Annotated in this window: 25 protein-coding genes and 1 riboswitch; of the genes, 14 read left to right on the top strand and 11 right to left on the bottom strand. The window is 61.8% G+C overall.

Annotated features, from left to right (window positions below; translation table 11 throughout):
- Window positions 1–60: 60 nt before the first annotated feature.
- The 5 genes from ftsW to ftsZ all read left to right on the top strand — a co-directional run bounded on the left by ftsW (window position 61) and on the right by ftsZ (window position 6,124).
- A complete protein-coding gene (gene ftsW, locus BN1969_RS16660; RefSeq protein WP_242850375.1) occupies window positions 61–1,260 on the top strand; it encodes a putative lipid II flippase FtsW in 1,200 nt (399 codons plus the stop codon).
- Between the two features lie 77 nt (window positions 1,261–1,337).
- On the top strand, window positions 1,338–2,456 hold the full coding sequence (locus BN1969_RS16655; RefSeq protein ID WP_050625305.1) for a UDP-N-acetylglucosamine--N-acetylmuramyl-(pentapeptide) pyrophosphoryl-undecaprenol N-acetylglucosamine transferase: 1,119 nt from the start codon (window positions 1,338–1,340) through the stop codon (window positions 2,454–2,456).
- A gap of 58 nt (window positions 2,457–2,514) precedes the next feature.
- Window positions 2,515–3,954 (top strand): UDP-N-acetylglucosamine 1-carboxyvinyltransferase, encoded by a 1,440-nt coding sequence (locus tag BN1969_RS16650; RefSeq protein WP_050625304.1) that lies wholly within the window; start codon window positions 2,515–2,517, stop codon window positions 3,952–3,954.
- Window positions 3,955–4,003: 49 nt separating this feature from the next.
- Window positions 4,004–4,840, top strand: coding sequence for a cell division protein FtsQ/DivIB (locus tag BN1969_RS16645; protein ID WP_050625303.1), 837 nt, complete (start codon window positions 4,004–4,006; stop codon window positions 4,838–4,840).
- Window positions 4,841–4,996: 156 nt separating this feature from the next.
- Window positions 4,997–6,124 (top strand): cell division protein FtsZ, encoded by a 1,128-nt coding sequence (gene ftsZ, locus BN1969_RS16640; protein WP_050625302.1) that lies wholly within the window; start codon window positions 4,997–4,999, stop codon window positions 6,122–6,124.
- Window positions 6,125–6,242: 118 nt separating this feature from the next.
- Here ftsZ and BN1969_RS16635 read toward each other — a convergent pair whose 3' ends face one another.
- Complete coding sequence (locus BN1969_RS16635; RefSeq protein WP_242850374.1) at window positions 6,243–8,402, bottom strand: methyl-accepting chemotaxis protein; 2,160 nt, start codon at window positions 8,400–8,402, stop codon at window positions 6,243–6,245.
- Between the two features lie 267 nt (window positions 8,403–8,669).
- On the opposite strand from BN1969_RS16635, the gene BN1969_RS16630 reads away from it, so the two are divergent.
- Window positions 8,670–9,497, top strand: coding sequence for a TrmH family RNA methyltransferase (locus BN1969_RS16630; protein WP_050625300.1), 828 nt, complete (start codon window positions 8,670–8,672; stop codon window positions 9,495–9,497).
- A gap of 299 nt (window positions 9,498–9,796) precedes the next feature.
- Here the strand turns inward: BN1969_RS16630 and BN1969_RS16625 are convergent, their stop codons facing one another.
- The gene (locus BN1969_RS16625; RefSeq protein WP_050625299.1) at window positions 9,797–10,486 is read right to left on the bottom strand and encodes an ECF transporter S component; all 690 of its coding nucleotides are present in this window, start codon (window positions 10,484–10,486) and stop codon (window positions 9,797–9,799) included.
- A gap of 113 nt (window positions 10,487–10,599) precedes the next feature.
- Window positions 10,600–10,726, bottom strand: a riboswitch (FMN riboswitch).
- 191 nt (window positions 10,727–10,917) lie between these two features.
- Between BN1969_RS16625 and BN1969_RS16620 the strand changes: the two genes are divergently transcribed.
- The 3 genes from BN1969_RS16620 (at window position 10,918) to BN1969_RS16605 (ending at window position 12,768) form a co-directional block, all read left to right on the top strand.
- The gene (locus BN1969_RS16620) at window positions 10,918–11,637 is read left to right on the top strand and encodes a DUF554 domain-containing protein (protein ID WP_187120361.1); all 720 of its coding nucleotides are present in this window, start codon (window positions 10,918–10,920) and stop codon (window positions 11,635–11,637) included.
- A 500-nt stretch (window positions 11,638–12,137) separates the two neighbouring features.
- Entirely contained in the window at window positions 12,138–12,338 is a 201-nt protein-coding gene (locus BN1969_RS16610) for a hypothetical protein (protein ID WP_050625297.1), read from the top strand.
- Complete coding sequence (locus tag BN1969_RS16605) at window positions 12,328–12,768, top strand: hypothetical protein (RefSeq protein WP_050625296.1); 441 nt, start codon at window positions 12,328–12,330, stop codon at window positions 12,766–12,768. The genes BN1969_RS16610 and BN1969_RS16605 overlap by 11 nt, the downstream gene beginning before the upstream one ends.
- A 59-nt stretch (window positions 12,769–12,827) precedes the next feature.
- On the opposite strand, the gene mreB is transcribed toward BN1969_RS16605, so the two are convergent.
- From mreB to BN1969_RS16590, 3 genes are all read right to left on the bottom strand, one after another.
- Window positions 12,828–13,859: a rod shape-determining protein gene (gene mreB / locus BN1969_RS16600; RefSeq protein ID WP_050625295.1), complete on the bottom strand. Its 1,032-nt coding sequence runs from the start codon at window positions 13,857–13,859 to the stop codon at window positions 12,828–12,830.
- 119 nt (window positions 13,860–13,978) lie between these two features.
- A complete protein-coding gene (locus BN1969_RS16595; RefSeq protein ID WP_050625523.1) occupies window positions 13,979–14,656 on the bottom strand; it encodes a ComF family protein in 678 nt (225 codons plus the stop codon).
- A gap of 205 nt (window positions 14,657–14,861) precedes the next feature.
- A complete protein-coding gene (locus BN1969_RS16590; RefSeq protein WP_050625294.1) occupies window positions 14,862–15,059 on the bottom strand; it encodes a type II toxin-antitoxin system antitoxin in 198 nt (65 codons plus the stop codon).
- A gap of 325 nt (window positions 15,060–15,384) precedes the next feature.
- Between BN1969_RS16590 and BN1969_RS17665 the strand changes: the two genes are divergently transcribed.
- From BN1969_RS17665 to BN1969_RS16570, 5 genes are all read left to right on the top strand, one after another.
- Window positions 15,385–15,831: a serine proteinase gene (locus tag BN1969_RS17665; RefSeq protein WP_187120360.1), complete on the top strand. Its 447-nt coding sequence runs from the start codon at window positions 15,385–15,387 to the stop codon at window positions 15,829–15,831.
- 94 nt (window positions 15,832–15,925) lie between these two features.
- A complete protein-coding gene (locus BN1969_RS18150) occupies window positions 15,926–16,099 on the top strand; it encodes a hypothetical protein (RefSeq protein WP_154669741.1) in 174 nt (57 codons plus the stop codon).
- A 94-nt stretch (window positions 16,100–16,193) separates the two neighbouring features.
- Entirely contained in the window at window positions 16,194–16,988 is a 795-nt protein-coding gene (locus tag BN1969_RS16580; RefSeq protein WP_050625293.1) for a type III pantothenate kinase, read from the top strand.
- Between the two features lie 245 nt (window positions 16,989–17,233).
- Window positions 17,234–17,872 carry a single-stranded DNA-binding protein gene (locus BN1969_RS16575; protein ID WP_050625292.1) on the top strand — a complete coding sequence of 213 codons (639 nt, stop codon included), beginning with the start codon at window positions 17,234–17,236 and terminating at the stop codon, window positions 17,870–17,872.
- A gap of 192 nt (window positions 17,873–18,064) precedes the next feature.
- On the top strand, window positions 18,065–18,568 hold the full coding sequence (locus BN1969_RS16570) for a hypothetical protein (protein ID WP_050625291.1): 504 nt from the start codon (window positions 18,065–18,067) through the stop codon (window positions 18,566–18,568).
- 62 nt (window positions 18,569–18,630) lie between these two features.
- Here BN1969_RS16570 and rplT read toward each other — a convergent pair whose 3' ends face one another.
- The 6 genes from rplT to rimI all read right to left on the bottom strand — a co-directional run bounded on the left by rplT (window position 18,631) and on the right by rimI (window position 22,400).
- Window positions 18,631–18,987, bottom strand: a complete 357-nt coding sequence (gene rplT / locus BN1969_RS16565) for a 50S ribosomal protein L20 (protein ID WP_050625290.1) — start codon at window positions 18,985–18,987, stop codon at window positions 18,631–18,633.
- 21 nt (window positions 18,988–19,008) lie between these two features.
- The gene (rpmI, locus tag BN1969_RS16560; RefSeq protein ID WP_050625289.1) at window positions 19,009–19,218 is read right to left on the bottom strand and encodes a 50S ribosomal protein L35; all 210 of its coding nucleotides are present in this window, start codon (window positions 19,216–19,218) and stop codon (window positions 19,009–19,011) included.
- Between the two features lie 18 nt (window positions 19,219–19,236).
- Complete coding sequence (gene infC, locus BN1969_RS16555) at window positions 19,237–19,800, bottom strand: translation initiation factor IF-3 (protein ID WP_108979545.1); 564 nt, start codon at window positions 19,798–19,800, stop codon at window positions 19,237–19,239.
- Window positions 19,801–20,291: 491 nt separating this feature from the next.
- Window positions 20,292–21,329, bottom strand: coding sequence for a tRNA (adenosine(37)-N6)-threonylcarbamoyltransferase complex transferase subunit TsaD (gene tsaD, locus BN1969_RS16550; RefSeq protein ID WP_050625287.1), 1,038 nt, complete (start codon window positions 21,327–21,329; stop codon window positions 20,292–20,294).
- Window positions 21,326–21,955 carry a GNAT family N-acetyltransferase gene (locus BN1969_RS16545; protein ID WP_050625286.1) on the bottom strand — a complete coding sequence of 210 codons (630 nt, stop codon included), beginning with the start codon at window positions 21,953–21,955 and terminating at the stop codon, window positions 21,326–21,328. Before BN1969_RS16545 ends, tsaD begins: the two co-directional genes overlap by 4 nt.
- Window positions 21,942–22,400 carry a ribosomal protein S18-alanine N-acetyltransferase gene (gene rimI / locus BN1969_RS16540; RefSeq protein ID WP_050625285.1) on the bottom strand — a complete coding sequence of 153 codons (459 nt, stop codon included), beginning with the start codon at window positions 22,398–22,400 and terminating at the stop codon, window positions 21,942–21,944. The genes BN1969_RS16545 and rimI overlap by 14 nt, the downstream gene beginning before the upstream one ends.
- Window positions 22,401–22,509 lie beyond the last annotated feature (109 nt).

The raw sequence follows: 22,509 nt of genomic DNA, 5'->3' as shown, positions 1-22,509 counted from the left end.
GGAGCGCTTTTCTCTCCGGCGGGTCACTGTCACAGTATCTCAGAACAGGGGGTGGTCCTCGTGGCCCGAAAACCAAAGCGCGACCTCACGGTGGAGGAACAGCTGGCCCGGGGGCCGCTGGATCTGCCCTTTCTCATGCTGACCATGCTTCTATTGGGCGTGGGACTCATCATGATGTTCTCCGCCTCCTTTGCCACGGCCTATTACAACGACGGCGACCCGCTGGTATATATCAAAAACCAGGCGGTCTATGCCGCGGCTGGGGTAGTGGTCATGTTCCTTGTCTCCAAGATCAACTACCAGACTTTCCGACTGCTGTCCGTACCTGGCATCGTGGCCGCTATCCTTCTGCTGGTGCTGGCCCTCAGTCCCCTGGGAGTGGAGCTCAATGAGGTGAAGCGCTGGGTGCGCATCGGCCCTATCCAGTTCCAGCCCTCGGAGGTGGCCAAGGTGGCGGTGATCCTGTTTTTTGCCACCCGCCTGTCCAAGCGGGACACAGAGAAAAAGAAGAAGTGGAGCCGCCGCACCCTCACCGGTCGGACGCTGGAGCGGCTGGACCGCATCGGCTTTCTGGAGCTGGTGCCCTATGGGGCCATCCTGATGGTGATCGCCCTGCTGATGCTGATGGAGCCCCACATGTCGGGCACCATCCTAGTGCTGGCGGGGGGAGCCTCGGTCCTCTTCGCCGCCGGGATCAGCCTGGGCTGGTTCGCCGCCGGCGGGACCCTGGTGGCGGGAGCCATGTGGTTCATCATCACCCAGACCCCCTATATGACGGCCCGCATCAATCTGTGGCTGGACCCATGGGCCCAGCGGCAGGGGGACGGCTTTCAGACGGTGCAGTCCCTGCTGGCCATCGGCTCCGGCGGCCTGCTGGGCCTGGGGCTGGGCAAGAGCCGACAGAAATTCCTCTATGTCCCCGAGCCGGAAAACGACTTTGTATTCCCCATCGTGGCGGAAGAGCTGGGATTCATCGGGGCGGTGGTGGTGCTGCTCCTGTTCTCCCTGCTGATCATGCGGGGGTACTGGCTGGCACTCCACGCACGGGACAAATTCGGAGCACTGACCATCGTGGGCATTATCACACTGCTGGCGGTCCAAGTTTTCCTGAACGTGGGCGTGGTCACCAATCTGATCCCCAATACCGGAATCTCCCTCCCCTTCTTCAGCTACGGAGGAACAGCGCTGATGATCCAGCTGGCGGAGATGGGGATCGTATTGAGCATATCCAGACAGATCCCTGCACCCAAAAATGACTGATCCGGAGGAAGACAGGCGGCGGGGCAGCCCCGTCGGAGCGCGCGCCTTCGGCCTAAACGAGAGAGTGGAGTGATACCATGAATATCCTTTTTACCTGCGGCGGCACGGCGGGACATGTCAATCCGGCGGTGGCGCTGGCCCGGATCTTCCAGGAGCGGAACCCGGACTGCAAGGTCCTGTTCGTGGGAGCGGATGGCGGGATGGAAAACCACCTAGTCCCCAAAGAGGGCTATGAGATCCGCTCGGTGACCATCACCAATTTTCACCGCTCCTTCGCGCCGGCGGATATCGCCCACAACCTGGGCACGGTGCGGAACATGGTCCGATCCAAGCAGCAGGCGGCCCGCATCCTGGACGAATTTCAGCCGGATCTGGTGGTGGGCACCGGGGGCTACGCCTCCTACCCCGTAGTGAAGGAGGCCGCCCGGCGGCACATCCCCACCGCCATCCACGAGTCCAACGCCGTGCCCGGCCTGACCACCAAGGGATTGTCCAAGGTGGTGGACCGGGTGATGGTGGGCTTTGAGGAGAGCCGGAGCCACTATGACCACCCGGAGAAGGTGGTGGTCACCGGAACCCCGGTGCGGGGCGACTTTTTCAGCTATACCCGGCAGGAGGCCAGGGAAAAGCTGGGGTTGACCGATGAGCGGCCTCTTCTGCTGTCCTACTGGGGTTCCCTGGGGGCGGAGGTGATGAACCGGAAGATGAGCGAGTTCATTGCCCGTGAATGCTATGACGGAGCCCCCTTCCACCACATCCACGGGGCCGGGCGGGACTATGGCTGGATGCAGGAGGAGATCGGCCGCCGGGGCCTGGCTCTGGAGGGCACGGGCATCGAGGTTCGGGAGTACATCTATGATATGCCCCTGGTGATGGCCGCCGCCGATGTGGTGCTGTGTCGGGCGGGTGCCTCCACCATCTCGGAGCTCACCGCCATCGCCAAGCCCTCTATTCTGGTCCCCTCCCCCAACGTCACCGCCAACCACCAGGAGAAGAACGCCCGGGTGCTGGCCGACCAGGGGGCCGCGGTGCTGCTGCTGGAGCGGGACTGTGTGGAGAACACCCTCTATGACGCAGCGGACCATCTGCTGCGGGACCGCCGCCGCCGGGATGACATGGTCCGGGCACTGACGGCTATGGCGGTGCCCGACGCAGGGGAGAAGATATACTGGACCCTCCGGGCCCTGATGAAGTAACCAAGATCCTCTTTTTTCCATAGAATGACCTGAATCCATAAGGATTGGAGGCCATTCCATGAGCTGTTATCAAATCAACGGCGGAACCCCCCTGCGGGGGCGGCTCGCTGTTCAAGGGGCCAAGAACAGTGTGCTGCCCATCCTGGCCGCCGCCCTGCTGGCCCCCGGAGAGAGCGTGATCCACAACTGTCCGGACCTGTCCGACGTGACCGCTACCCTGGACATCCTGCGCCTGCTGGGCTGCGGGGTGAGCAGGGAGGGGGGCACCGTCGCGCTGGACGCGAGGGAGCTGGATGGGACGGTGATCCCCGCTTCCCTGATGGGGGAGCTGCGGTCCTCTGTGATCTTCCTGGGGGCGCTGCTGACCCGGATGGGGGAGGTGGAGCTGTCCTACCCTGGGGGCTGCGAACTGGGCCCGCGGCCCATCGACCTCCATCTGGGCGCGCTGCGCCAGCTGGGGGCGGAGATCCGGGAGNTGGATGGGACGGTGATCCCCGCTTCCCTGATGGGGGAGCTGCGGTCCTCTGTGATCTTCCTGGGGGCGCTGCTGACCCGGATGGGGGAGGTGGAGCTGTCCTACCCTGGGGGCTGCGAACTGGGCCCGCGGCCCAGCGACCTCCAGCTGGGCGCGCTGCGCCAGCTGGGGGCGGAGATCCGGGAGGAGGGGGGCAGCCTCCTGTGCCGGCGGGGAAAGGAGATGCGGGGGCGGGAGCTGTGCCTCTCCCTGCCCAGCGTGGGGGCCACAGAGAACATCCTGCTGGCCGCCTGTGGCTGTCCTGGCCGGACCACTCTGGTGGGGGCCGCCCAGGAGCCGGAGATCGTAGACCTTCAGGAGTTCCTGAGGGCCATGGGTGCACAGGTGGAGGGGGCGGGGACGCCGGTCATCTCCATAGAGGGCGGACTGCCCCTCCACCCCGCGGAACATACCGTAATCGGAGACCGAATTGCCGCTGCGACCTATCTGTGCGCAGTAGGAGCCGCGGGGGGCGAGATCGTGACCACGGGAGTGGACCCGGACCACCTGACAGCGGTGCTCTGCGCACTCCAGGAGGCGGGCTGCCGGGTGGAGACCGGGGCGGGGGAGATCCGTCTGACCTGCTACAGCCCCTTGAGGGCTATCCGCCCAGTGCGCACCGCCCCCCACCCGGGCTTCCCCACCGATGCCCAGGCCATCCTCATGGCCGCCCTGGCCGGCGGGACTGGGAGCACTATGTTTGTGGAGAACATCTTCTCCAGCCGTTACCACCACGTAGATGAGCTGTCCCGTATGGGGGCTGACATCCAGGTAGCCGGCCGGGTGGCAGTGGTCAACGGGCGCAGGCTCCACGGGGCACGCGTCCGGGGCTGTGACCTGCGGGGCGGCGCTGCGCTGGTAGTGGCCGCCTTGGGGGCGGAGGGGACCTCCCGAATCTCGGGGCTGAAGTACATCCGGCGGGGCTATGACGGACTGGATACCGCCCTGCGCGCCCTGGGGGCGGAGATCACCACGATTTTGTAAGAGAAGGCCGGGCACCCGCTGCGGAGGGCCCGGAGGAACGGAGAGACCCATGTCATCCAGAAGCAAACGAGGGAGAAGGAGAAACCGGGGCCGCTTCAGCCTGCTGTTCAAGCTGCTGGCCGGAGCGGCACTGGTGGCTGCCCTGACCTTCGGGGCCACCGTCTTCTTCCAGGTGGAGCACATCCTGATCGCTGGGAACAGCCGCTACACCGCCCAGGAGGTGGAAGAGGCGTCCGGCATCCAGCTGGGCGACAACCTGTTCCGGCTGAACAAGGGGCAGATCTCAGAGGATATCCGGCGAAAGCTGCCCTATGTGGAGGAGCTGACCATCGTCCGGCACCTGCCCAGCACCATTGCCATCGAGATCCGGGAGTGGGACGCGGTGGCCAGCATCCTGCCCTCCAGCGGGACTTCAACGGCAGAGGCACCAGCGGCGGAGGAGGCAGAGGACACTGAATTGCCCGAAGAGACCGGGACGGCGGCCGGGGAAGCTTGGCTCATCAGCGTGGGCGGCCGTCTGCTGGAACCCGCTCCGGAGGACAGCACAGCGCTGACCGTCACTGGCCTGACCGTCCTCTCCCCCCAGGCAGGGACCCAGATGGCGGTGCCTCAGGCGGAGGAGACACGGCGCCAGGGCCTGATGGCCCTGCTCGCTGCCCTGGAGGAGCGGGGGACCCTGGAGAAGGTGTCCTCCATCGACCTGTCTGCGGGGACGGAGATCCTCCTGCGCTACGACGGCCGGTTCGATGTGAAGCTGCCCATCAGCGGCGATTTTATTCACAAGCTGCGGGCACTGGAGGCGGTGGTGGAGAAGCGGGAGAGCTATGAGACCGGGACAATGGACCTGACCCGGCAGGACTATGATGTGGTCTTCAGCCCCGGATGAAGAGAATTACTGGAAAGTTTGCGAAAAATCCCTGTTTTCTCTTGACCTGTCTGAAAAAGAGCGATACAATGTAACAAAATATAGACTGCGATAGGGCTTCCCCCACAACATGTCAGATCGTGGGGCCCCTAGTTTTTTACATAGGAGGAGCGATCAATGGCCTTCGGATTGGATATGGGTCCCGACAGTGTGGTAAATATCAAAGTAGTGGGTGTCGGCGGCGGCGGAAACAACGTGGTCAACCGGATGGTAAAGACGGGGACCAAGGGCGTGGATTTCATCGCGGTGAATACGGACAAGCAGGCGCTGGCCGTATCCAGCGCAACCTATAAGATCCAGATCGGCGAAAAGCTGACCAATGGCCAGGGGGCGGGCTCTGACCCCGAAGTGGGCCGCAAGTCCGCAGAGGAGAACCGCACGCAGATCTCCAAGGCCCTGGAGGACGCGGATATGGTGTTCATCACCGCCGGCATGGGCGGCGGCACCGGTACGGGAGCGGCTCCCATTGTAGCCGACATCGCCAAGGAACTGGGCGTGCTCACCGTAGGCGTGGTCACCAAGCCCTTCCGCTTCGAGGGTATGCGCCGCATGAAGCAGGCGGAGGGGGGCATTACGGAGCTGCGCAACAAGGTGGACTCCCTGGTCATCATCCCCAATGAGCGGCTGAAGCTGGCCACCGATCAGAAGATCACCATGGTCAACGCTTTCGAGATCGCTGACGACGTGCTTCAGCAGGCCGTCCAGTCCATCTCGGACCTGATCAAGAATACCGGATTCATCAACCTGGACTTTGCTGACGTGTCCGCTGTCATGAAGGACGCCGGCCGGGCCCACATGGGCGTGGGCCGCGCCGCGGGCAAGAACAAGGCGGAGGAGGCCGCCCGGATGGCCATCTCCAGCCCCCTGCTGGAGACCTCCATCAACGGCGCCAAGGGCGTGCTCATCAACGTCACCGGTTCCATGGATATCGGCCTGGAGGAGGTGGAGACCGCCGCCAACCTGGTACAGGAGGCCGCCCACCCCGAGGCCAACATCATCTTCGGCGCCGCCTTCGACGACACCTTGGAGGACGAGCTGCGGGTCACTGTCATTGCCACCGGCTTTGACGAGGTGGAGAGCTCCATGCCCAGCAAGCCCTTCACCCAGGCAGGGGCCAAGGTGGAGGAGAAGAAGGCGGGAGAGCCGGCCGCCCCTGTGGAGGAGCCTGCCCCCGCCCAGGAGAAGGCCGTGGTCAGCGACGACGACTGGGACATCCTGGAGCGTATTTTCAGCAAAAAGCGCTGATCTCATCCCGTTTTATGCACAGCCGCCCGGCGGAACTTTCCGCCGGGCGGTTTCTTATAGATAGATCAGCATTTATAAGGAGCGCATGCGCTGCATAACGACACGACCCTCTCCCTGGTCAGGCTCGTCCGTGCTGTGCTTCTGCCCCTGTTACATTGTCCACCTCATCCTCTATATCCCTCAACTGAAACTTTGCGGTCAGCTCTTTCAGGATTCGGGACTGGTTCGCCATCTCCTGGCTTGCTGCGGCGCTCTGCTCTGCTGTGGCGGAATTCGTTTGGACCACACTGGATATCTGGTCCACGCCCTGGGTGATCTGAGCCAGAGCCTCAGCCTGCTGATCGGACGCCTCGGATATCTGCTGGATCGTCTCTGTGATCTCCTGTGCGCTCTGGACTACCCTCTGCATATATTCCGCCGTCTCATTCATACTGGTTGTGCCCTGTTGGATCGCTGACAGAGACCTTTGGATCAGCTCTGCTGTGTCCTGGGATGCAGCAGAGGACTTCTGCGCCAAATTTCGTACTTCTTCTGCCACCACGGCAAATCCCTTCCCGGCAGTGCCGGCTCTGGCAGCCTCCACCGCTGCATTCAGGGCCAAAATGTTAGTCTGGAAGGCAATGTCCTCGATCGTCTTGATGATATTTCCGATTTCGCCGGAGCTGCGCCGGATCTCCGTCATTGCGGACAGCGACTCCTGCATCTTCTGGTTGCTGTCCACGATTTCACGGCCCACCGTCACCGCCTTTTCGCTGACATTCCGCGCATGCTCCGCATTGCTTTGTACATGCTCCAAAATGTCAGAGGCCGTGGCCGCCAGTTCCTGAATGGCGGATGCCTGCTCCGTGGCGCCCTGCGCCATAGACTGAGCGCCTACAGATGCCTGCTCTGACCCAGAAAAGACATGATTGGCCGCGCCATCGATCTGCCTCAATGTGTGGCTGAGTGTCCGGTTGATACGCCGTATCGAATCCAGGATACGTCCGTACTCCCCGACATAGCGCGCTTCCTCCCGGGTATTGATGCAGAAATTTCCCACGCTCATTTCATCCAGCATATAGTCGATATCCTGAATGATCGCCCTCAGGTTTTCTGTCATCGTCTGGAAGGAACCGGCGAGCAGTCCGATCTCATCATGACGGCTGACATCCAACTGGATCTCCAAGTTACCGCTGGCGATCTCATCTGCGGCCCTGGCCACCCTCTGGACAGGCCGCAGCATTTGCCGGAGAACTACGATCACAACGGCCAGGATCAGCAAAAGGCTCGCCAGGGAGAGGAGCAGGAGCAGGCGCGTCGTCTGGACCAGGGTGCTCTCCGCGTCGGCGGTGTAGAGGCCGGTCATAGACCACCAAGTCTCGTCCCCGGCCTGAAGTGGGTTAAAAAAGCAGGAAATATTTTTTCCTTCCTCAGCGGGTATCTCCGCCTGAAAAGCAGTTCCCTGGGCCATCAGGGACCTCAGCTCCTCCAGCCGGTCAGGGTCTGGCACCATATCAGACAGATTGAGCCCGGTGGACTCCGCGCTTTTACTGTTCCAGACAATGATCCCATCCTGATTGAACAGGGTGGCCCACATGGAATCATAATTCGTGCTTGTGGTTTTTACAGAAGAAAAGGCGCCCAGGTCCACACTGGTGATCACCACACCTACGACCCGTCCCCCGTAGGTGATAGGCGTGCCATAGGCCACCACCATGCCATCTCCATCCTGATAGGGCTGGGAGATGTAGGGATGTCCCTCTCCAGCGGGAATGCGGTAGGAGTCCTCTTTCGCATATCCCTCGTAGGCGTCATAGATATGAATGGAAGTATCCGCTGTATCCATGGTGACGTAAAATCCGTATTCTTCCATATCGCTCTGAAGCTGGTAGGGCTCAAACATAACGCCGAGCATCTTGATCTCGGGGGTGTTTTTCACTGTATTTCGGGCGGTCTCTACGACAAATTGTTCCAGATTATAGGCGGCGGACGTCAGAGCTCTCCCTGGATAAAGCATGCTCTGCTGCAGGTCAGCGTCGCCTTCTTCCGTGACCTGGCCGCTGTAAAGTCGTCCTATGTAGTCCTGGATGCCCAGGGCCGCCCGCTCCACTGTGTCAAACCCGCTCTGGATCTCCCCGCCGTTGAACTCCGCGATTGAGGCAAGCTCGCCGGAGATCCCCGTGTAAATGCTGGCCCTGGACGTAACGACAGTTATGGTGATGAGGACCGCGAATACCGCCATCACGACCGCGCTGATGACCAGAGTCAATTTTGTCGTGAGCTTCAATTTTTTGAACAATTTTTTCTTCTCCCCTCGTGCTGCCATCGATGATCCATACAGACCCCCATGGCAACTGATCTGTTTCTCCCATGTTTTATTTATTATATCGTCCCCTATTTTAAAAAAATAACATTTGTCATCAATTTTCTTCCTGAAAATGCGTTTTTTTCCGCTGCTTCAAAAAATACAGCAGAAGGGGACGGAGCAGCTCTCTTTCTGCTGGCTTCTTGCGGATTCCGTTCCTGTTCTGTATAATTAAGATATATTGAGTTTTGGGGAGATCCTATGTGTGATATCATTGAGGTGACAGACCTGGACGCGCCGGAGCTGGACGTGTACGCCCGGCTGACACAGGCTCAGCTGCGCAGCCGGCGGGAGCCGGAAAAAGGTATTTTTATTGCGGAAAGCCCTAAGGTGATCGGACATGCCCTGGACGCGGGCTGCGTCCCCCTCTCTCTGCTGATGGAGCGCAGGCAGCTGGAGGGACAGGGCCGGGACCTCGTAGAGCGGTGCGGCCAGGTGCCGGTCTACACCGGGGACCGTGCGGTTCTGGCCGGGCTGACCGGCTATGAGCTGACCCGCGGCATCCTGTGCGCCATGCGCCGGCCCAGGCTCCCCTCTGTGGAGGAGCTGTGCGCCCGGGCCAGCCGGGTGGCGGTGCTGGAGGGCATCGTGGACCCCACCAATGTGGGGGCTATCTTCCGCTCCGCCGCTGCCCTGCATATGGACGCCGTGCTGGTGACCCCCACCTGCTGTGACCCCCTCAGCCGCCGGGCGGTGCGGGTCAGCATGGGCACCCTGTTCCAGATCCCCTGGACTTTTCTGGGCACCGACGCATCCCAGTGGCCCCAGCCGGGGCTGGAGAGGCTGAAGGAGCTGGGCTTCCAGACTGCGGCCATGGCCCTGGACAGCACCGCCCTCAGCATCGAGGACCCCCGGCTCCGCGCGGCGGAGAAGCTGGCCATCCTCCTGGGGACAGAGGGGGACGGCCTGGCCCCCCGGACCATCGCCCAGTGCGACTTCACCGTGTGCATCCCCATGGCCCGGGGGGTGGACTCCCTGAACGTGGCGGCGGCCAGTGCTGTTGCCTTCTGGGAGCTCCGGGCCCGGTAGCGTCCCCATTGTATGGAAAAACGGCGGACCGTCTGGCGGTCCGCCGTTTTCCGGCTTGTGAAAAAAGCCTCGCAGAGTTCGCGCCCGCAGGCGCGAATCCAGTTTTGATCTGTTTTCCCCGGCGACACGTGCGTCGGGGAAAACACTTCTCAGGCTGCAAGTGTGGGGTTTGCCCGCCGCAGGCGGTCAAACCCTGCGCGCGGCAGACTGCTGTTTTCTCGCAAACGTGGCACAGCCACTTTTGCGACAGTCTCAAAAACGGCGGACCGTCTGGCGGTCCGCCGTTTTTCTTGTTTGATTCAGATCACGCCCGCCAGCACCAGGGCAAAGACCACGAAGGTGGCCAGCAGGGACAGGGCAAACAGCACGAATCCGGCGTTGATCCGCTTCTCCTGGGTGCTCTGGGAGGAGGGCACCACTCCGGCTCTCCGCATGGCGGACACCACCGGGGGGTAAAGCAGCAGGGTGGCCGCCATGTTCATCCCGCCCTTGGCCAGATTGAAGGGGAGGAACAGGGTGGGCAGCAGCCCGGCCACGTCGGCCCGGGAATAGCCGGTCATATACAGGGGGGTGATGAGGTAGTTCCACAGCAGCATCACCGCGACCAGGCACGCCACGCCGCAGGCCAGGCCCAGGACCGCGCCCTTCTTGGAATGGACCTTCTTGTAGATGAAGCAGGCGGTGCAGGAGAAGGCGCAGGTGGCCAGGACATTCATGATAAAGCCAATGGGGCCGGTGTGGCTGATGGTGAGCATCTCGATGAAGGCCACCAGGATGGAGATGATGGCGGCGGCGAAGGGGCCGAAGGTGAAGCCGCCGATGCAGACCACCACGTCCTTGAAGTCGAAGTCCAAAAACATGACGCTGGGCATCAGCTTGGACAGGAGCATCACGATGTAGGCGATGCCGGTGAGCATGGCGATGCTCACCATGGTCTTGGTGTCCATCTTGGGACGGGAGGGGGTCTGGACTGCGGAAGGTGCGGACATAAAAAACACTCCTTTTTGTTTTGGTACACCTGAAAGCCCATGTCTTCCAGGTGTAAAACAATAAAGGAGGTGCGCAGGACCGCGCGCCTGACGGCGCACGACATTGTTTTGACACACATCTTCTTCCATCCGGACTTTAACCGTTGGTCCCGGAGTTTCACCGGGTCAGCGGGCGCATTGCTGCGCCCGGTCGCGGACTGTACCGCCAGTGGGGGATCTCACCCCGCCCTGAAGACATTCGATTCAGTTGCCCGAACTCATTATAGTGCATCCCCGCGCCAAATGCAACAAAAATTTTGTTCCCCACTCCCACAGCCCCTGCGGTTCCGCGCCTCCTTCCATATGCCGCTTCCTTTTTTCGTCGAAATCTGATATAGTAGTCAGGTCACAGCCCCGGCCCTGCCGGTCTGGGGCCGCATGGGAGGGATCTTATGACCGGCATCGGTACGCTCGTCAATGTGTGCGCCATTATTTTAGGCGGATTCCTGGGCCTGCTTTTTAAAGGCGGCCTGAAGCAGCACTACCAGGATGCGGTCCTGCGATGTCTGGGCCTGTGCACCCTGTTCATCGGCGCGGCCGGCGGTTTGTCCGGCCTGCTGTCCGTCTCCGGCACCCGCCTGGAGTCCGGCGGCTCCCTGGGGATGATCCTCTCTCTGGTGCTGGGCACCCTGGTGGGGGAGCGCTTGAACTTGGAGGGCCGGCTGGAGCAGTTGGGCGAGTGGCTCAAGGCCAGGGCCTCCCGCGGGGAGGACAGCCGCTTTGTGGAGGGCTTCGTCACTGCCTCCCTGGTGGTGTGTGTAGGCGCCATGGCTATCGTGGGTTCCCTTCAGGACGCACTGGACCACGATCCCTCCACCCTTTTCACAAAGGCCATCCTGGACTTCATGATTATCATGGTATTCTCCTCCACCTACGGCAGGGGGGCCATCTTTTCTGCCCTTCCCGTAGGGGTCCTTCAGGGGAGCGTCACCCTCTTTGCCGGCCTTCTCGCACCCCTGCTCAGCGGCACCGTTATCGACAGTCTCTCCTTTATCGGCTCCCTGCTCATCTTCTGCGTGGGCGTCAACCTGGCTTTCGGGGATCGGTTCCGCGTGGCCAATATGCTCCCCGCGCTGATTTTCGGCGGCATCTGGGCTTCCCTCATGGGATGATTTAAAAAATGGCATGCCGGCAGACTGACCCAAACACTTGTTCAGTAACATGAATCATTCAAATCGCTCCAATCTTGTACTGAATGGGCTGAATCGCTCTTATCATGTCCCATACGAATGACTTCTTTTGCTCATGTATGCTGATAAGAATATTTTTCTGGATATCGCTAAAAAATTTTGAACACCACCGATACAACCGGTGGTGTTCATTTTGGGCGGCTTCCAGAGCCATCTCTACAAAAAATTCGGACGGCCGTGGCATCGGACCCTGCGTGGTTTGTACCATTCCTGCTCCCTGTCCGTGATATTGCTTTAAATTTTCTTTCCGTCCAGCTACATGGACCATTCTCTACCTGTACCGATATATAATGCATAACAGAGTCCTGTCTGTGTACAAGTATGTACTCGAACAGGCACACCGGAAAAGTCTTTTTTGTACATTACCTTAGTTTGAAAAGTATGGTAAATTGGATGCAGAACATGTCGAAGCGGGTGATTTTATGGATGATTTTTGGATCGAGCGGGCCCCGGAGAAACTTTCCAGCATCAGCCGGACCATCCGCTTGGATGCGGCGCTCTTTGAGCGCATCATGGAGGAGAGCGAAAAAACAGGGGTCTCATTTAATAAGATAGTCAACCAGTGCATTACATATGCGTTCCAGCACTACCGGGAACCGAAGGTAACACCGGATGGAAGATAAGACGATCCTGTATTCTGTGCGCTATCCTTCGGCCCAGGAGGAGGGGGAGCGCATCAAGGTCCGGGGGGACAGGCAGGCGGCAGAGGCGAAGCTGACCGAATTCCTGCGCCGCATGAGGGAGGAGCGGACTTATGAGCCCATCCCGGGGCGGGAGGAGAAGGGCAGGCGCTTCGCCGCCCTGGCCCGGGAGCTGTCCCAGATCTATGAGGTGGGCCTGGACATCCTGCGGACGCCCGACTCCATCGAGGCCGCCCTGCACCTGTACTGTTCCGCCTATTCCAGGGATATGACGCGGCGGCTGGCAGAGCTGTTGGGGATGTGTGATGTCTGTGCCGCCAGCCGGCCCAGAACGGAGCCCAGTGATCTCACCCTCTCCCTCATGCTGTACACCCACCGCTGTTATGTGTCCGGCCGGCTGATCAGCGGCTGACCGGCCCAAGGGATAAAAAGGCGCGCCGCCCGGCTGGGCGGCGCGCCTGTCTGCGTCCATCAATAGTTCATCTGCTTGCGGCGGGACAGGTTCATGGTCCCGTCCTGCATGTGGTCCAGGTCATCCAGGGACTTGCCCGTGCCGTAGGCCACACAGGAGATGGCGTCGTCGGCCACATGGGTCTCGATGCCGGTGTGGGACTCCACCAGCTTGTCGAAGCCCCAGATCAGGGAGCCGCCGCCAGTCATCACGATGCCGTTGGTGGAGATGTCGGCCACCAGCTCGGGGGGCGTGCGCTCCAGCACGCCGTGGATGGCCTCCAGGATGCGGGTGGAGGGCTCCTCAAAGGCCTCGATCATCTCGCTGGAGGAGACGGTGAACACCCGGGGCAGGCCGGTCATCAGACAGCGGCCCTTGATGTCCATGGTGACCTCCTCCGGGCGGGGGAAGACACAGCCGATGGTCATCTTCAGCTCCTCAGCAGTACGCTCACCGATGAGCACGTTGTGCTTGCGGCGTATGTACTTGATGACAGCCTCGTCGAACTTGTCGCCGGCGATCTTGATGGAGGCGGACTCCACCACGCCGGACAGGGAGATGACCGCGATGTCGGCGGTGCCGCCGCCGATGTCCACCACCATGTGGCCGTCGGGCTTGGCGATGTCGATGCCAGCGCCGATGGCGGCGGCCACAGGCTCCTCGATCAGGTAGACCCGGCGGGCGCCCGCCTGGATGCCCGCATCAATGACGGCGCGCTCCTCCACCTCCGTGATGCCGGAGGGGACGCAGATGACCACACGGGGCTTGAACAGGCGGAAGGAGGTGACCTTCTTGATGAACTCCTTCAACATCCGCTCCGTCATATCGTAGTCGGAGATGACGCCCTCCCGCAGGGGGCGCATGGCGATGATGTTGCCGGGGGTGCGGCCCAGCATGGCGTTGGCCTCGGCCCCCACCTTCAGCAGCTTGCCGGTGTTCTTGTCCATGGCCACCACAGAGGGCTCGCGGAGAACCACGCCTTTTCCCTTGACATATACCAGAACGGAGGCGGTACCCAGGTCGATACCGATGTCCTTGCTAAACCAATTCATATCATTACCTCATTCGATTTATCTTGTATTCCAGGAGAGTATAACCCTGAAACTGGAAAATATGCAAAAACAGGAGCTTTCTTATTTATTATAACGGCAAGCAGGCTGCATTTCAACTGTTATTTCGCAGTTTTTCGCGGCTTTTCCGGCCTGTCCTTCCGGGCTTGTGCCAGGGTGACGCACACCACCTCCGCCGCTCCGGCGGTGAGGAGGGTCCTGGCACATTCGGACAGGGTGGAGCCGGTGGTGACCACGTCGTCGGCCAGCAGGACCCGGAGGCCGGCGGCGGCATCAGGCGCTCTGTACACCCCCAGCACGTTGGCCCGGCGCTGGCCCGCCTCCTCCAGACCGGACTGGGGCGGGATATCCCGGGTCTTGTTCAGCAGGGGGAGGGCGGGGACCTCCAGCACCCGGGCGGCCTCCTCCGCCAGCAGGCGGGCCTGGTCATAGCCCCGCTGCCGCAGGCGCCTGGCGCTGAGAGGAGCCCAGGTCACGCAGTCGAACCGTCCGTCCAGCTGGTCCCGGACGCACTGGGCCATGAGCTGGCCGAAGGGGCGGGCATAGCTCCGGCTGCCGGAGAATTTGTAGCGGTGGACGGCCTCCCGCACCGGGCCCCGGTAGGCCAGGGGAGAGACGCACACCCCGAAAAATTCCCCCGTGCGCCGGGCGGAGTCCCCCTCCAGCCAAGGCAGCGTCCGCTGACAATCCGGGCAGAGCAGGGCGTGCCGCTCCGTCAGGAGCCGGCGGCAGAAGGGACAGCGGGGCGGGAACAGGAGGTCGAGGAGCGCGCTGCCCATCTTCACGGAACATCAGCCCTTTCCGGTCCGGCCTGCCGCGGGGGCACGGCAGCCGGGGATCATGCCCTCATGATAATACGCATCGGAAAAAGACGCAAGTGAAAGCGGAGAAAAATGACAGAGATCGGGGAAAAAGCAAGGGTGCCAGCCCCGTGGGCGGGCACCCTTGCTTCTTAAAAACACCCTCCCCGGAGGAGGGCGGAGGTCAGGTGGACTGGACAGAGGGGTCCTCCAGATCCTCTTTGGTGATCTTTCCATACTCCTTTTCATGCTCCTGAACGCATTTCCGAAGCAGATAGAGGACCTGACCGCTCATGGAGCGTCCCTCATAGGCCGCCACGTACTGGAATTTATCGTGAAGTTCCCCGTCCATTCGAATACTCAGATGTTTTTTGACGTTCAAAGCGCACTGCCTCCTTTCACCTGCTGCTTCAAAGCATAGCCTGCGCCGTTTTTTCGTCATTTAATCTTAGTGCAAATGTACGGCTTAAAATCTTAAACCGCTGGAAAAATATCGAAATTTGGCCGAATTGCAGGAGAAAAATGGTATGTTTTGGGCCGGGGAGAACTCAGGGCCCGGACAGGGGGAAATCTTAAACTGGGATGCAGGGAATATGAAAAAAAGATTAAATCGCGGCTGCCTGCCTTGCGCTGGCCGGGAAAGTAGTATAAAATGAAGCCACCAAGCGGAAGGACCGCGTTTGAAGCATTTGAAGGAGGTTTTGACCATGGCATTTTCTTTTGATGATCTGCGGGAGAAGGTCACGGACCTGGCCCAGAGCGGTGTGGCGAAGTCAAAGCAGCTGGCGGAGATCGCGAAGCTGAAGACCAGTAATATGGGCGAGGAGGACACCATCAAGAAGGCGTACCTGGAGCTGGGCCGGCTGTACTACGCGGAGCGGGGCGCCGCCCCGGCGGGGGCCTATGCCGCCGCCTGCGGACGGATCAGCCAGGCTAAGGCGGCCATTGAGACCAACAACGCCCGCATTGCGGAGCTGAAGGCCCAGGGCTGTGTGGAGGAGGAGGCAGAGAGCGTCACCGCTGAGCCGGTGGTGGAGGATGTCCCCCCCGAGGAGCCCGCCCCCGAGCAGGAGGTCCCGGAGACCCCGGCAGAGGAGGCCGCTGCCCCCGAGGGGGCGCCTGCGGCCCCGGAGGAGCCCAAGCAGGACGTATGACCCCATAGGCCAAAGGCCCGGACAGCTTCTGTCCGGGCCTTTTCCGCATAGGAATGGGGCCGGCGGGGGACACTGTGGGCGGAGGAGGATGACTATGAAGCAGTATTTCCGCCGACCCCAGGACGTGGTGGGGGAGGACCGCGACCTGCTCACCTACTGGAACACTATGTCTGGCAAGGTCCAGCTCCGGCTGCTGGAGAGCGGACTGTCGGTGTCCACCCTGGGGGAGCTGAAGATGCTCCAGGAGCAGATCGAGCACGAGGGCTGAGGAAGGGGCCGCGGGTTGCAATCCGCGGCCCGTTTCGGTATAATGGAGCAAGAAAACTGCGGTCCCGGTCCGGGGCCGGGATGGAGTGGGAGACATGCTTCTGGCTATTGATATTGGGAACAGCAACATCACCCTGGGGGGGATCCAGGAGGGGGAGATCCTCTTTGAGGCCCGCCTGGCCACTGACGCCACCAAGACCTCCGACGAGTATGGGGTGGAGATCAAGGACATGCTGGATCTCTTCGGCGCCAGGGTGGAGGAGATCCGGGACTGCATCGTGGCGTCGGTGGTGCCGCCGGTGTTCAACTCCGTCCGCAACGGCATCGTGAAGCTGACGGGGAAGGAGCCCATGGTGGTAGGCCCTGGCATCAAGACCGGGATCAACATCCTGCTGGAGGACCCGGGGGCCACCGGGGCGGACCTGATCGCGGCGGCGGTGGCGGCGGTGGACGCCTACCCCACCCCTCTCACCGTGGTGGACATGGGGACGGCCACCACCATCGCGGTCATCGACGACGGGAACGCCTTCCTGGGCGGGGCTGTGCTGCCAGGCCTGCGCATCTCCGCAGAGGCCCTGTCCAGCCGGGCCTCCCTCCTGCCGGGCATCCAGCTGGAACGGCCCCGGCGGGCCATTGGGAAGAACACTGTGGAGTGCATGCAGAGCGGCCTGATGTTCGGCGCCGCGGCCATGGTGGACGGCCTTATTGACCGGATGGAGGCGGAGCTGGGCCGGCCCACTACCGTGGTGGCCACCGGGGGAGTGGCACGGTTCGTGGTCCCCCTGTGCCGGCATGAGATCGCCCTGGAGCGGGACCTCCAGCTGAAGGGGCTGGACCTCCTGTATCGAAAGAACCGCCCTCGGAAGGAGGCGGCCCCCAATCCACGGTGAAGGAAAAAGGAGACTGTCGAAAAAGCGGCTTTGCCACATTTTTGAGAAAGCTTCAGTCAACCGCGCCCAGGGTTTGACCGCCTGCGGGCGCGAACTCTGCGAGGCTTTTCCGCAAGCTGAAAGGACCTCCCGGCCCAGGCCGGGAGGTCCTTCGCGTCCTATAGAGGCCTCACGAGAAAAAGGGGACATACCAGCCGCCAGGGACGCATACATTGGGAGCAACAAACGATAGGGGTGTTGCCGCAATGCAGACTGAATGGAATGAAAATCGGATCGTCCTCCACGGGCGGGTGTGTCAGGCCCCCGTGCCCTCCCATACAAACCACGGGGAGTCCTACCTGAAATTCCCCCTGGCGGTGTGCCGGCTGTCCGGAGCGGAGGACCGGGTCAATGTGGTGGCCTCGGCCGCCCTGCTGGAGCGCTGCCCGCTGACGGAGGGAGAGGAGCTGTCCGTAGAGGGGGAGGTCCGCTCCTTCAACAACAGGAGCGGGGTGGGCAGCCGGCTGGTGATCTCGGTCTACGCCAGACAGATGCACCGGGAACCGGGGGAGGAGGAGAACCGCCTGCGGCTGACGGGCACTCTGTGCAAGGTACCGGTGTACCGCAGGACCCCGCTGGGCCGGGACATCTGTGACCTGATGCTGGCGGTGAACCGGCGGTACGGGCGGACGGACTATCTTCCCTGCATCGCCTGGGGCTCCCTGGCCAGAAGATGCGCGGAGCTGGCTCCCGGCAATCGGGTGGAGCTGGAGGGCCGCCTCCAGAGCCGGGTGTACACCAAGCGCCTGGGGGAGACCAGCGAGGAGCGGACGGCCTTTGAGGTGTCGGTCTCGGTGCTGGAGCGGCTGGATGCCCCGGCTCCGGCGGAACAGCCCTGCGGATGAGCGCACGTGCCTGTGAATGAAATGTGAATTTTTTGACATAGTTCCAAAAGAACGGTTGCGCTTCGGCGGAGAAGCTGGTATGATATATCACAAATGAAAGGGGCGCGTCCACGGCTTTCCCGCCGCGCCCCCCGGCGGCCCGGGCCACCGGAGAGAAGCGGCTCGCGGAAGGCGGGCGGGAGGGACACTTACATGAGCAAAAAATATCGGATGGGGAAGCGGTTCCAAAAGGTGCTGACCATGGGCATCCTGGCGGAGATCGCGGTCCTGGTGGTCGCCTACTTTGTCTATGACTGGCTGCTTGGCGAATGGATCCCCAGTCTGACCGGCGGGCCTCTGCTGGCCATCTTCGGTTCCATCGGCATCCTGGCTGTCTGGTGCACCAATAAGTTTCTCCGGCGTTTTAACGAGAACTACTGGTATGAGGTGACGGAGAAGGGCCTGCGGATGAATCGCGGACAGACGGCCCGGTTCTATCCCTGGGAGGACTTCAAGGGAGCGCGGGTGAACCGCTTCAGCTTCCTCAGCGCGCTGCCGGTGATCTTTGACATGACCAACGGCCCCATGGAGCTGGACCGGAGCCTGGAGGACTCCTACGGCCTGACGATGGAGGTGCTCCGACACATCAAGGACCATGCGGACATCTCCCAGGACGTGAAGGATCGGATCAATCTGGTGGACCTGATGGCGAAATAAATGCAGAGATCCCGGCAGAGACCATGTCTCTGCCGGGATCTTTTAGATTCTGGCCGCACCGATCAGGCCAGGGCCTTCTTGGCGGTCTCGGTCAGCTGGGTGAACGCGGCCTTGTCATTGACGGCCATCTCAGCCAGCATCTTGCGGTTGATGGCGATACCGGCCTTCTTCAGTCCGTTCATGAAGGTGGAGTAATTCATGCCGTTCAGCTTGCAGGCGGCGTTGATCCGGGTGATCCACAGCTGCCGGAAGTCGCGCTTCTTCAGCCGGCGGCCGGTATAAGCATAGGTCAGGGACTTCATCACGGCCTGGTTGGCCATCTTGAAGTGCTTGGACTTGGAACCCCAGTAGCCCTTGGCCATCTTGAGGATCTTATTTCTTCTCTTGCGCGTCATCATCGCGCCTTTCACACGTGCCATTTGTCTGTTCCTCCCTCTATCTTACTTGTACAGGATCATGCGCTTGATGGCGGCCTCGTTGGTCTTGTCGGCGTAGGTGGTGCCGCGCAGAGCCCGCTTGAGCTTGGTGGTCTTGCCGTGGCCGTTGAGCAGGTGACGCTTCTTGGTCATGGCGCGCTTGACCTTGCCGGTCTTGGTGAGGGAAAAACGCTTCTTGGCGCCGCTGTGGGTCTTGATCTTGATCTTCGGCATAACAGAGAACTCCTTTACTTACTTTTTCGCGTCCTTGGCGGGTTTGGGGGAGAGGAAAATGGACATGTGCCGCCCCTCCAGCTTGGGGCTCTTGTCCATCACGGCGATCTCGCCGCACTCCTCGGCAAACTTCAGAAGCAGGTCCTGACCGATGTTGGTGTGGGCCATCTCCCGGCCGCGGAAGCGCACGGTGATTTTGCACCGGTTGCCGTCGGCCAGGAATTTCTGCGCGTTGCGGAGCTTGACGTTGAAATCGTTGACGTCGATGCTGGGAGACATCCGGATCTCCTTGATCTCTACCACGCGCTGATTCTTGCGGGCTTCCTTCTCGCGCTTGGTCTGCTCGAACCGGAACTTGCCGTAATCCATCAGCTTGCATACGGGGGGGACAGCGTTGGGAGAGATCTTGACCAGATCCAGCCCCTGCTCCTCGGCCATGCGCAGCGCCTCCTGAGAGGACATGAGGCCAAGCTGCTCGCCGGACTCAGAGATCAGACGGACCTCTTTATCCCGGATCTCTTCATTGGTTTGATGACCTGTGTTAGCGATGGGAAAGCACCTCCTGACAAAAAATAAATGCAGCTGCCAGAACAGGCACCCGCATCACGTGAAGACTACCGCCGGGAGACCCGGCGGAGCAGATCCATGTTGACCCTTCGGCGCTGGCCTGGGGTGAGGACGGGGTACCGTTCCTGCTTTGTTTTGCTCAACTACTATATCAGAAAGTTCCGTCCTTGTCAAGGGTGATTTTCAGAGATTACCCAGTGTATTTCAAAAGGGGCCGGGCAGAGAGGGCGGGACTTCTCCCTGCTCCGGCCTTCTCTGAGGCGCCTAAAAAATCCGGAGTTTCCAGCCAAATAAGGCAGCGCACCGACTGGCTTTTTATTTTACATAATACAGACATGGAATTTTTGTTTACGGAAAGTTATACACATTTTCCACAGGGTTATCCACAGCCTGTGTGGAAAACTCCGGCTCTCCAACCGGGGAGCGTAGGACTGTGGCGGGGAAGGAGGGCCGGGCGGCGGAGGGCCGGTAAACGAAACGCAGGTGACATAATGACAAAAAAGGTGTCATCCCAGGGAGATGTCCCGAGTGGCATAGGCATTCAGGTCCAGGCCCGCAGTGCGGCCGGCCAGAAATTCGTAGTACCCCTGGCAGCCGATCATGGCAGCGTTGTCGCCGCAGTATTTGAGCTCCGGGAGGAAGAGGCGGTCACCGCTCTGCCGGCAGGCAGCCTCCAGGTCGGCCNGCCGGCAGGCAGCCCCCAGGCCGGCCCGGATGCGGCGGTTGGCCGCCCCCCCTCCGGCCACCGCCAGCCTGCCGTATCCCTTCCGGCGGGAGGCCTCCATGGCCCGGGGGACCAGGCTCTCGCTCACCGCCCGGCCGAAAGAGGCGGCAAAGGAGGGCAGGTCCAGGGCATCCCCCTTCTGCTGGGCGTTGTGGATCAGGTTCAGGCAGGCGGTCTTCAGGCCGGAGAAGGACATGTCCAGCTCGGCCCCCTGGACGTGGGCCCGGGGCAGCTCATATTTGGCGTCGTCCCCCCCGTCAGCCAGGCGGTCCATGGGGGCACCGCCGGGATAGCCGATGCCCAGCACCCTGGCCACCTTGTCGAAGCACTCCCCGGCGGCGTCGTCCCGGGTCCCGCCCAGCACCTCCATCTCTGTATAGGAGCGAACATCAACGATGGCGGTGGTGCCGCCGGAGACGCACAGACAGACGAAGGGGGGCTCCAGGTCCGGGTGGGTAAGGTAGTTGGCGGCGATGTGGCCCCGCACATGGTGAACAGGAATCAGGGGCCGGTCCAGGGCCAGCGCGGCCCCCTTGGCAAAGTTGACCCCCACCAGCACCGCACCGATCAGGCCCGGGGCATAGGTCACCGCCACACCGTCCACCTCCTCCCGGCTCAGGCCGGCCCGCTCCAGGGCCTCCCGGGCCAGACCGCTCACTGCCTCCACATGTTTGCGGGAGGCGATCTCGGGCACCACGCCGCCGTAGATAGTGTGCATCTCAATCTGAGAGGCCACACAGTTGGACAGCACGGTCCTGCCGTCCCGCACCACCGCAGCGGCGGTCTCGTCGCAGGAGGACTCAATGGCCAGAATGTTCATTGGGAAACACCGTCCTTTTCCTCTTCCATCCAGCGTCCGGGGGGATTGGGCCGCTCCCCGGGCCGGAGGGGGATCTGTATGAAGCGCTGATAGAGTGCCGGCGGGAAGTGCCGGCGATAGATGGACTGATGGACCTGGAGCAGTTCCTCAGCCGTCACATCCTCCGCCCCACGGATCAGGGCCCGGTAGTGGACGCCGAACAGGGCGCAGTCGTACCCGCCGTAGCGGAAGCCGTTGCGCTGATAGAAGGCCAGCCGCCTGCGGCGCAGGGGCTCCCCGGCGGGGTCCCCGTTTTCAGGGGCCTCCGCCTCCCCGAAGATGCCCCGGAAGTGGGCGTAGTGCTCCGCAAGCAGGTCCAGCATCCGGCCGCCCAGGCCCCGGTCCCGCAGGCCGGCCATGGTGCCCAGGTAGTCCAGCAGGGCAAAGGGACAGCCCGGATCCAGCCAAATCAGGGCGTAGGCGACCAGATCCTCCCCGTCGTACAGGCCCAGGGCCTGGTAGCGTCCCTGCTCCATGAGGGAGAGCATGGAGCGCAGGGGCTTGAGCTCCTCTGGGGGAAAGGCGGAGGTCAGCTCCTGACGGTACAGCTGGGCCAGCTGCTGGGGGGAGAGCTCATTCAGCTTCATGGTGTTCAAACTCCCTTGTCATGATGATGGCGTCCTCCCGGGGCTGCTGGTAGTAGTTTTTCCGGCGGCCCGCCTCCTGAAAGCCATGCTTGCGGTACAGGGCGATGGCGGGGGCGTTGGAGGCCCGCACCTCCAGGGTCAGGAAGGAGAGATGGGCCTGCCCGAAGCGGCAGAACACGTCCAGAAGGGCATCCCCCACCCCGTGACGGCGGGCGGCCTCCTCCACGGCGATGTTGTCGATGTAGCCCTCGTCCAGCACCACCTGGAGACCGGCGTAGCCCAGCACGCCGCCCTCCCCGTCCTCGGCGACAATGAAGCTGGCCTTGGGGTCAAAGAGCGCGTCCGAGAGCATGTTCTCGCTCCAGGGCGTGGAGAAGCACTCCCGCTCCAGCGCCGCGATCTGGGGGATATGGCCCCGGTCCATGGGGACGATGATGTATTCCATAGGGTCCTCCTGTTCTCCCGGTGTGACGGGTAGATGTCATATTATCATATACCAGAGGCAGGCGTTTTGTAAAGGGAGAAGGGGGGGCTTTTCAAGAGGACCGGCGGCG

The organism is Clostridium phoceensis (genome assembly GCF_001244495.1).
In the GTDB taxonomy this organism is placed as follows: Bacteria; Bacillota; Clostridia; order Oscillospirales; family Oscillospiraceae; genus Lawsonibacter; species Lawsonibacter asaccharolyticus.
Note: the sequence above shows the minus strand (reverse complement) of the source record. Positions and strands in the feature narration are given on the sequence as shown.